An 8,741-nucleotide genomic window follows, 5' to 3' on the forward strand; every position below is an offset into this window, starting at 1 on the left:
GCGCCCAGCGGGTCAATGTGCTTGAGCGGGTTCATGGTCAGGCGGCCTGCGTTCCTGGCTGTGGGATCGCCCAGCTTCCATGCGGCCCAGCCATGCGCCAGCTCGTGCAGGGTCAGGGCGAAGAGGAACGGCGGCGCGATGATGAGGAAGCTGAGCAGGGCTTGTCTGATGTCCATGGTGTGGGGGAATGAAGAAGAGGCCGCAGAACCGGCCTGCCTCATGCGACGGCAGGCGGCAGTTCTGCGGCGGCAGGCAGGGGATCAGAGCAGCGAGGTCAGCACCTCGCACTCGCGGCAGATTTCCATCTTGTCCCTGCCCTCCTGCCCGGAGGTGCATTCGCACAGGGTGCCGTTGAGGAACCAGCAGAGGTGGCCAGCCTGGAACTCCCACGCCGGGCAGTCTTTCTTGCAGGCGCATTTCTTGATGGTCCAGCACTCCTTCCGTTTGACATTGTCCTCGCGGCGCTGGTTGACCGCCAGGAAGAGCAGCTTGCGCTCGATATGCAGAGGCACAGCCCGCCAGCCCTGCTCGTAGCTTTGGACTGCCTTCAAGGACACGCCCAGCAGCTTGGAAAGGGCCTTCTGGGTCTTGTCGAGTTTCTTCCGGTACAGGGTGAATTCTTCCGAGGTCATAGTCTGCTGCTGAGTATGGGTCTTGTTGGCTCGTTCATGCTGCGGCGCAGCGCAAACGAGCACAACATACCACCGCGTAGGGATTCCCGCAATTTGAAAATGCAGCCCTGAGGAAAAGCCCGGCAGGCGGCCAAACGGAAGGAGCTGGTAGGAGCCTACTTGCTCAGCAGCTCCGCGCTCTCTGCCAGACGGAAAAACTCAGCCCGGTACCCCTCCTCGTCGCTGCCCCGCGCCTCTTTGGCCAGCTGAATGACCTGCGGCCACGTCAGCCCGCCTGCCAGCTCAGAGCCGGTCAGCAGCATGCCATACCCGGCCACAGCGGCGGCGAAACGGAAGTCCGCGCTGGTCTGCGCCAAGGCAGTGTCGCTGTCCGCAACCACCGTGTCCAAGAGCACAGACGTGTCCGCGTGCAAGGGCTTGTAGCGCAGCTTGACCGTCATCAGCTCGCTGCTGGCCGCGCCCTCGGCAGGGAGCGGCTTCTGCTCCGGCTTCTGGTATTTGAGCGGATCAACCAGCGGCGGCGCGCCGACTGGAATCAGCTCGTACAGGGCAGTGACCGTGTGCCCTGCGCCGATCTCGCCCGCGTCCTTCTTGTCGTTGTTGAAATCCTCGTCCGCCAAGGCGCGGTTCTCATAGCCAAGCAGGCGGTAGGCGCTGATCTTGGCCGGATTGAACTCCACTTGGATCTTCACATCCTTGGCCACCGTGAACAGGGTGCCGCTCATCTCCTTGACCAGCACCTTCTTAGCCTCCAGCAGGCTGTCAATGTAGGCATAGCTGCCGTTGCCCTTGTCCGCGAGTATCTCCATGGTGTCGTCGCGGTAATTGCCCATGCCGAAGCCAAGCACAGTCAGATGCACGCCGGTCTTGCGCTTCTCCTCAATCAGCTTCTGCAATGCCTCCGGGCTGGTCACGCCGACGTTGAAATCGCCGTCCGAAGCCAAGATGACCCGGTTGTTGCCGCCGCTGATGAAGGATCGCTCGGCAAGCTGATAGGCAGTGACGATGCCGCTGGAAGCGTGGGTCGAACCGCCCGCGCCAAGGGCGTTGATGGCAGCGAGAATCTTCCCTTGCTCCGAGCCTGGAGTCGGCTCCAAGGCCACTGCGTCGCTGCCCGCATAGACGACCATGGCCACCCGGTCTTTCGCGCCCAGCTGCCGCACCAGCATGTTCATCCCCTGCTTGAGCAGCGGCAGCTTGTTCGCGTCAGCCATCGAGCCTGAGACATCAATCAGAAAGACTAAGTTGGACGGCGGCAGCTCTTTCTTGTCCATATCCTTCGCCTTCAGGCCGATCCGCACCAGCTTATGGCTGCTGCTCCACGGGCAGGGGCCAAGCTCGGTGGTGACAGAGAACGGATGCTCGCCGCCGGGCTGCGGGTAGGCGTAGCTGAAGTAGTTGATCAGCTCCTCAATCCGCACCGCGCCTGCGGGCGGCCGCTGCCCCTCGTTGATGAGCCGCCGCACGTTGCTGTATGAGGCGGTGTCCACATCTATGGAGAAGGTGGAGAGCGGCTTGGCCAGCGGGCTGAGAAAGCCGGTCTCCTTGGCCTTGTTATAGGTCTCGCCGTCCTGCGGGGGAGGGGAAGGAGGCGTGATGCTGGGCATCGGTGCTGAAGCATAGCTGACAGCAGGCTCAGCAGTGACCACGTTGATGCCCTGCACAGCAGTATTGCCAGCACTGCTGCTTATAACAGCACCCTGTATTGTTAATGTCGCAACCTCTCCTTTACGGACATTAACACCCTGCGTGACAGGATTGCCAGCATTGTTGTCATAGTTGCTGTCTATTTCTAAGCTTGAGTCTGTTTGAAGCCCCTGCGCTATGCCCGACACAATGTCGGCAAAAGGGTCGGGAGGTTGCTTCGAGGAGCTGTGTTCAGCAGGAGCCCCTTCCTTTTTCTTTGCCGGGGGAGCAGCTTCAGGAACAGCAGTCTGTTCCTGTTGCGGTTCCGGCTGTGAAACCGCCCCGCTGGTCTGGGTGCTTTTTTCTTTCTCCTGGGAAGCAGCCGGAGCGGCATCTTGTGTTGGCTGCTGTTCCGGTATAGGAGGAGCAGGCGCGCTGATCTTTGGCGGCGCACTGCCTGCCGTTTTCTTTTCCGGCTTGGGAGGCTCTTCAGAGCATCCGGCTAAGGCAAGGATGAGCAGGAACACAAGCAACTGTCTGAGCTTCATGACGGCCTCCTGAGATGGAGTTTGGCGGGAGCGGACTGAACCGGGTTCAATCGGCGGAACAAGGGCATGACAGACAAAGCGGGCAAAAGAATACTCCGCTTCCAGCAGTCTGTCAAGAATGGGAGCAGCCGCAGGGGCGGTTCGCAGGCCGCCCCTGTAGAAGGAATTCAGTAAATATCCTCCTGATGCCGGACTATATTGCCCTTGATCAGGTAGATCACATCTTCAGCGATGTTGGTGGTGTGGTCAGCGATGCGCTCCAAATAACGCGAGACGCTGAGGCAGGTGAGCTGCTGCTTGATGCTTTCAGGATGCTGAAGGATGGCTTCCTCAACCTTGCGGTAGACCTCGGCGTGCATGGCATCCACAGCGTTGTCTGAGGCGCAGACTTCTGTTGCCAGCTCCAAGTCCAGATTGACCAGCGCGTCAAGGCACTGCTTGAGCATCTTCTGCACAGCCTTGGACATGGCCGGGATGTCGAAGGGGAACTCAATCGGTGCCTGATCAACCAAGGCAATGGCCCGCTCGGTCGCGTCCACGGCCAAGTCGCCGATCCGCTCCAGATCGCTGTTGATCTTCAGCACAGCAATGATCATGCGCAGATCAACGGCCATGGGCTGATGCAGAGCCAGCACCTTCAGGCACTCCTCCTCCAAATCAACCTCCATCAGGTCAATGGCCACGTCGCCGTCAATGACCTTCTGCGCCAGCTCGCTGTCCCGGTTGACGATGCTTTTCACCGCCAGATCCACCTGCTCCTCGACGATTGCGCCGATAGCCAGCAGGCGTTTTTTAATCTTCTGAATTTTCCGATGCAGAATCATGCCGTGTGCTCTCCCTTGCTCGTGGCAGGCATGTTATAGTTTTCGTTCTTCAACAAACCACGCGACCCGCTGCCTGAGCTGCTCCCGGATTTGCCGGACGCGCTCCAACTGTTCCTCGCGACTGCCAGTCAGCTTGGCCGGATCATCGCAGGGCCAGTGCAGCCGCTCGGCTTGGCCGGGAAACAGCGGGCAGCGTTCGCCAGACGCATCATCGCAGACCGTGATCACATAGTCAAAGGTTTTCCCCTGCTGGAGCAGGTCAAACACGTTGCTCACAGGATTGCCGCTGATGTCGATGCCGATTTCCTGCATGGCCTCGACCGCGAGCGGATTGAGCCGCCCGGCCTCAATGCCCGCGCTGGCCGCCTCGAAGCGTCCGCCGCCCATTTGCTTGAGAAAGGCTTCGGCCATCTGGCTGCGGGCGGAGTTATGAATGCAGACAAAGAGCACTGCTTTTTTTCCTGCCATGATTTCTTCCTCCGTCAGCCGAAACGGCCCGTGATGTAATCTTCCGTCTGCTTCTGCTTCGGATTGGTGAACAGCTCTCTGGTCAGGCCGTATTCAACAATATGGCCTTTGTAGAAAAAGGCGGTGAAGTCGGAGATGCGCGCCGCCTGCTGCATACTGTGGGTGACAATGGCGATGGTGAAATTGCCCTTCAGCGATTCGGCCAGCTCCTCCACCTTGCGGGTCGCAACCGGATCAATGGCCGAAGTCGGCTCGTCCATGAGCAGGATTTCCGGCTCCAAAGCGATAGTGCGGGCAATGCAGAGCCGCTGCTGCTGGCCGCCAGAGAGCGCGATGCCCGGCTTGTCGAGTTTGTCCTTCACCTCGTCAAAGAGCGCGGCTTTTTTCAGAGCGGATTCCACCCGGCCATTCAGCTCGCTCTTCGGCATTTTGAAATGCAGGCGCAGGCCGTAAGCGACGTTCTCAAAGACGCTAAGGGGAAACGGGGTCGGCTTCTGGAAGATCATGCCCACGCGGCGGCGCAGCTCGATCAGGTCAGTGCCGGGATCAAGCAGGTTTTTGCCGTCTAAAAGCACCTCGCCTTCAGCCCGCTGATTGCCGTACAGCTCGAAGATGCGGTTGTAGATGCGGATGTGCGTGGATTTGCCGCAGCCCGACGGCCCGATGATTGCCGTAATCTTGCCTTCAGCGATGTCGAGGTTGTTCTCGAACAGAGCCTGATGCTCGCCGTAATAAAAATTCAGATTGCGGGCGGAGATTTTGGCCGGAGCTGCCGCGTCCTGCTCCTCTTCCTCCCGGAAATGATGCAGGAATGCGTCAATCCGCACCTTGTCGTCGTCATCCTCTTCCTCCACTTCGGCGGCGCGGCGCAGCAGCCGCTCGGCGGCATCCGTGGCAGCAGTCATTTCTTTTTTTCCTCCACAATAATAAAACGCGCCGTCAGATTGAGCAGCAGCACGGTGATGGTGTAACGCCGGATAGATAAAGCCGCTCCCACGCACGGCGGCACCGCAGGGGCGATTCGCGAACCGCCCCTGCCCCGCAATGTTGGGCGGTATGTTGCCTAAATATTTTTCAGCCTCTGGCTACAGCTTGCAGAGGTGCTTCCTGCATGACCTGACGGCGCGGGCTTTCCACAAAGCGGAATCCCAAAGCATGGCAATGCGCTTCAGCCGCTTCGGAGCACGCAAGCAGGTCATTGCGGTATTCCTCGGCAAGCCGTTCACGGACGGCGTGGATTTCCGCAACGACAGTATCATGCTTCAAGGCAGCAGGATTCACGGCAACGCCTCATTGCCTGACGGTTCCGCTTTTTCTTTCCACCTGCAATGCAACGCGCCGTCAGGTCAGGCAGCAGCAACGGCGAATTGCAGCGTCCTTGGCCAGCAGGATGTTATTCCCCGCATTCACACTTCAGCCGCTCAACAAGGCGGGGGTGATAACGCAGGCCGTTTCTTTGCATCTCCTCCACGCACTGCGAGAAAGAGGCAATCATCCCCTTCCGCTTGGCATTCAAGAGAACGCCCAAGGTGCCGATGACAGAAAGGCCGAGATACTCGGCCACATTGCGGGCAATTTTCTCATCAATCACGACCAGCTCTGCCTTGTGCTCGCAGGCGGCGTGAATGGTATGCTTCTCCCCTTTGTCCAGCTCAAGCAAAGGAAGGCTGCTGATCTCAGAAGACGACGGCGCAAGCTGTATCCACGGCAATTCCGCCAGCTCAGGCACGGCGATCAGCCCGCCTGCGCGGCATTCCTCAGCAACTTCCGGCACAACACGCACCGTGCCGAACAGACGCGGCAGCAGCTCAAGCTGGCCAATGGAAGACAGGGCGATGAACGGCGTGGTGTTGGAAAAAACAATCACAGCAGCCGCGTCTCCCGGCGGAAGTCATCCGCTGAATCCTCCAGCAGCGCGGCTCCCTGCTCCATCGCCTGCACAAGAAACACCGCTCTGGGCATGTCCAGCCACTTTGCAGCCATGCCGGATGAAATCTTCCCTTTCTTGAACAGGGCAACCGCCGCCTCCAGCTTCACCATTTCCGCAAGGCGTTCAATGTTGACGTGCAGCCCCAGCAGCAATTCGGCGGGGCATTCTATGCGCATGACTTTTTCCATCATTCAGGAGGCATGAGGCGCAACCTCAAAGGTGGTCAGAAAAGGACGGCTTGTGATGATTGCGGGAAATTCCTCAAGATACAGCTCAGCGGCCTCGCGCAGGTTCGCCAGAGCCTCCTCAATGGTCTCGCCCTGCGTTGTCGTTCCTGTCTCAGGATTGAATGCCACATAGCCGCCTTCAGGGGCAGCGGTCAGCACTGCGGAAAGTTCCATGCGCTTCTCCTGTTCATTCTTGGCATGTGTCTGCGCTCAGGGCAGGCAGAGAAAACACTCAAACACTCTATCACAGAAACAGATTCTGTTCAAGGATGCGGCTGAATCCGCCCGCCTGTTTTGCCCGGCCTCTGTCAGCAAACAGGCAGGCCGGGATGCGCGTTCGGTGCGCCAGGAGCTGCGCGGAGGAGCAAAGGCGCGGGCCGCCGCGCTGTCCGGCCCGCTTTCGCCTGCCTTGCTCAGGCCGCCGCGACGGCTGCTGTGGCCCGCAGGTAGGCGACCCAGCATTGCCAAGGCACAATGTCCTCAGTGCAAGGCGTTGGACAGCCGGGAAAGTTCTTTTCCTGAACAGGACAGCGTCCATACTGCAATGAGCAGATGATTTTCGCCGCTTTCTCCAAAGCCCGCTCCAACGTGTTCGCCGCATTTCGTTCTGTCTGCATTTTTTCCTCCTTGGGAACCATGTCTGACAGGTCTCTTCTCTTCACCTTCCAGCGCAGCGTACAAGGCTGTCATCAGGCAATTGTTTGAATGCCATGAGGAATTGATGAGACACAAATCGGCCCTGCGGCTTATCGAATCCAAACCTCCACGCGGCGGTTTTTCTCGCGCCCAGTCTGCGTCATGTTCGAGGCGACAGGAACTTCGCTGCCGACGCAAAGAAGCTCGCTCACGCTGACATCATGGACAGCCAGCTCGTTCCTGACCGCTTCCGCCTGCTTGCAGGAACGCTCAGCGTCAGCGTCGCTGTCGCCCAAGCCAATTTGCCCCTCTCCAGAGCGGTCGGAGAAACCGGCGAGCATGATTTCCTGCGTCTTGTTCTCATGCAGAAAGGCCGCTATCCTTTTCAGATCTTGCAGCGCCTTGTTGTCCAGCTCAAAGGTCTCTCCTTTGAAGCGCAAGTTTGCGGAAAGCCTTTTCGCTCCTCGCACTTTGGCCAGATAATGGCCAAGTCTTTCCATGTTCTGCGTGCTGCCCGGCGCAATATTGACACGATGCGCCGCCGCAGAAACAATCAGATCAACAAAGTTATGCTTTTTGACCAAAAGCTGCCCTGCTTTGTCTTCCAAAGCGAAGCTGATGAATTCTTCGATCCAGCGGTTTTCCGAATGTGCCGGAGCGTACAGATACAGGCGGCGGCTGAGAGGATAATCTTCTGTGGCAACAGTGAACAGCGTGGGCAAGACAGCCGCGCCGCTGTCAGAGACAGCCAGCGCCTTGTTGCCGCGCACATAGGGCAGGCTGCAATAGCCGATGGCATGGGCATCCGCGCTCACTGCCTCAGAGAGCTTGAGATTGGAGTCATATCGCAAGGCTGTCTTGCTCAGCTCCTTCTTTCCCAAGACTATGCTTTTGAAGGTGTCATGCGTGCCTGAATTTTCATCCCTGGCCTGAATGCTGACTGGCGCGTCATTCCAGCTGACTTCCGACCAGCTGGTGATTTTTCCAGAGAAGATGTCGCCTAAGGCGGCAAAACTCAGCTTGGACACAGCGGCGTTGCCGGCGTTGACAATGACCGCCACGCCGTCTATGCCCAAAACATGCTCGCTGGCGCTGCTGGTCATGTCGCCCAGGAAAGCAAGGCTGTCCGCCTCGCTGCCTTTGATTTTCCGCGAGGACATGGCGATGTCGCATTGCCCTTCCTGCAATCCTTTAAAGCCGGTCGAGGAGCCGTGCGCCTTTATTTCGATGACTTTAGTCTGCTTGTCCGCAGCAAAATAGCCCTCAATGTCGGTTTCCGTGCCAGCGGAGACATCTGTCTGACGGACCGAATCCGCTCCCATCTTTTGCAGAAAGGCTTTGGCAAGATCAGGCGCGAGTGCCGCGCCAATGGTGCTGGAGCCATGCAGGCGGAGGATGATCTGCCGGTTCTGCTGCTGGTCAGGCCTGTCCTGCGCGCGGGCTGCGGCGGCAAGCGTCATGAGAGAGGCCAGCGCAAACAGCTGTGCGGCTCGGATTTTCTTCATTCTTTTCCCCTGAAAGCCATTGGTTCTGTCCGCTGTTCCTTGTGCGGAACAGCGCATGGATTGATCAGGGAGCTACTTAACTGAAGAAATGTTCAGAAAGGATGAGGCAGGAGAGAAGAAATGGTTAGAGGCGGGCAGCCGCAGGGGGCAAAAAATGCCTGGGCGAGAATTTTCTTGCCCAAGCAAACTGAAGAAGCGTTCAAAAAAGATAACGCAGCAAAAGAAAGATGGCTGGAAGCGGGAAAACGTGCCATGGCTGCCTCCTGCGCTGTTTTTGCTGATCTTTTTGCGAGTTGAAACGCCCTGTTTTACATTTCAAACACTATATCCGACGCTTCAAATGCC

General features: G+C 58.3%; 13 protein-coding genes. 1 reads left to right on the forward strand and 12 read right to left on the reverse strand.

Going from position 1 to position 8,741, the window contains the following annotated elements:
• The 12 genes from ACNKID_RS07260 to ACNKID_RS07315 all read right to left on the reverse strand — a co-directional run.
• The coding region (locus ACNKID_RS07260; protein WP_417912786.1) for a site-2 protease family protein at positions 1-176 on the reverse strand (176 nt) is incomplete at its 3' end.
• An 84-nt stretch (positions 177-260) separates the two neighbouring features.
• The gene (locus ACNKID_RS07265) at positions 261-632 is read right to left on the reverse strand and encodes a helix-turn-helix domain-containing protein (protein WP_417912774.1); all 372 of its coding nucleotides are present in this window, start codon (positions 630-632) and stop codon (positions 261-263) included.
• 155 nt (positions 633-787) lie between these two features.
• Entirely contained in the window at positions 788-2,806 is a 2,019-nt protein-coding gene (locus ACNKID_RS07270; protein ID WP_417912775.1) for a YfbK domain-containing protein, read from the reverse strand.
• 167 nt (positions 2,807-2,973) lie between these two features.
• Positions 2,974-3,630 (reverse strand): phosphate signaling complex protein PhoU, encoded by a 657-nt coding sequence (phoU, locus tag ACNKID_RS07275; protein WP_417912776.1) that lies wholly within the window; start codon positions 3,628-3,630, stop codon positions 2,974-2,976.
• Positions 3,631-3,663: 33 nt separating this feature from the next.
• The gene (locus ACNKID_RS07280) at positions 3,664-4,098 is read right to left on the reverse strand and encodes an arsenate reductase ArsC (RefSeq protein WP_417912777.1); all 435 of its coding nucleotides are present in this window, start codon (positions 4,096-4,098) and stop codon (positions 3,664-3,666) included.
• A 14-nt stretch (positions 4,099-4,112) separates the two neighbouring features.
• The gene (pstB, locus tag ACNKID_RS07285; protein WP_417912778.1) at positions 4,113-5,003 is read right to left on the reverse strand and encodes a phosphate ABC transporter ATP-binding protein PstB; all 891 of its coding nucleotides are present in this window, start codon (positions 5,001-5,003) and stop codon (positions 4,113-4,115) included.
• Between the two features lie 169 nt (positions 5,004-5,172).
• The gene (locus ACNKID_RS07290; RefSeq protein ID WP_417912779.1) at positions 5,173-5,379 is read right to left on the reverse strand and encodes a hypothetical protein; all 207 of its coding nucleotides are present in this window, start codon (positions 5,377-5,379) and stop codon (positions 5,173-5,175) included.
• A gap of 112 nt (positions 5,380-5,491) precedes the next feature.
• A complete protein-coding gene (locus ACNKID_RS07295) occupies positions 5,492-5,965 on the reverse strand; it encodes a DUF3368 domain-containing protein (RefSeq protein WP_417912780.1) in 474 nt (157 codons plus the stop codon).
• Positions 5,962-6,204 carry a UPF0175 family protein gene (locus ACNKID_RS07300; RefSeq protein ID WP_417912781.1) on the reverse strand — a complete coding sequence of 81 codons (243 nt, stop codon included), beginning with the start codon at positions 6,202-6,204 and terminating at the stop codon, positions 5,962-5,964. The genes ACNKID_RS07295 and ACNKID_RS07300 overlap by 4 nt, the downstream gene beginning before the upstream one ends.
• A 15-nt stretch (positions 6,205-6,219) precedes the next feature.
• Positions 6,220-6,429 (reverse strand): type II toxin-antitoxin system HicB family antitoxin, encoded by a 210-nt coding sequence (locus tag ACNKID_RS07305; RefSeq protein ID WP_417912782.1) that lies wholly within the window; start codon positions 6,427-6,429, stop codon positions 6,220-6,222.
• Positions 6,430-6,668: 239 nt separating this feature from the next.
• Positions 6,669-6,872, reverse strand: a complete 204-nt coding sequence (locus ACNKID_RS07310; RefSeq protein ID WP_417912783.1) for a hypothetical protein — start codon at positions 6,870-6,872, stop codon at positions 6,669-6,671.
• Between the two features lie 129 nt (positions 6,873-7,001).
• On the reverse strand, positions 7,002-8,396 hold the full coding sequence (locus ACNKID_RS07315) for a substrate-binding domain-containing protein (protein WP_417912784.1): 1,395 nt from the start codon (positions 8,394-8,396) through the stop codon (positions 7,002-7,004).
• Positions 8,397-8,484: 88 nt separating this feature from the next.
• Between ACNKID_RS07315 and ACNKID_RS07320 the strand changes: the two genes are divergently transcribed.
• On the forward strand, positions 8,485-8,741 hold a 257-nt coding region (locus ACNKID_RS07320), incomplete at its 3' end, for a hypothetical protein (RefSeq protein ID WP_417912785.1).

The sequence above is a fragment of the Candidatus Electronema sp. TJ genome, assembly GCF_048287355.1.
Taxonomy (GTDB): Bacteria; Desulfobacterota; Desulfobulbia; order Desulfobulbales; family Desulfobulbaceae; genus Electronema.

Excerpts from the sequence above, each read along its gene's own strand:
- ACNKID_RS07265 (WP_417912774.1), bottom strand. The coding sequence starts at position 632 with ATGACCTCGGAAGAATTCACCCTGTACCGGAAGAAACTCGACAAGACC.
- ACNKID_RS07270 (WP_417912775.1), bottom strand. The coding sequence starts at position 2,806 with ATGAAGCTCAGACAGTTGCTTGTGTTCCTGCTCATCCTTGCCTTAGCC.
- phoU (WP_417912776.1), bottom strand. The coding sequence starts at position 3,630 with ATGATTCTGCATCGGAAAATTCAGAAGATTAAAAAACGCCTGCTGGCT.
- ACNKID_RS07280 (WP_417912777.1), bottom strand. The coding sequence starts at position 4,098 with ATGGCAGGAAAAAAAGCAGTGCTCTTTGTCTGCATTCATAACTCCGCC.
- pstB (WP_417912778.1), bottom strand. The coding sequence starts at position 5,003 with ATGACTGCTGCCACGGATGCCGCCGAGCGGCTGCTGCGCCGCGCCGCC.
- ACNKID_RS07300 (WP_417912781.1), bottom strand. The coding sequence starts at position 6,204 with ATGCGCATAGAATGCCCCGCCGAATTGCTGCTGGGGCTGCACGTCAAC.
- ACNKID_RS07305 (WP_417912782.1), bottom strand. The coding sequence starts at position 6,429 with ATGGAACTTTCCGCAGTGCTGACCGCTGCCCCTGAAGGCGGCTATGTG.
- ACNKID_RS07310 (WP_417912783.1), bottom strand. The coding sequence starts at position 6,872 with ATGCAGACAGAACGAAATGCGGCGAACACGTTGGAGCGGGCTTTGGAG.
- ACNKID_RS07315 (WP_417912784.1), bottom strand. The coding sequence starts at position 8,396 with ATGAAGAAAATCCGAGCCGCACAGCTGTTTGCGCTGGCCTCTCTCATG.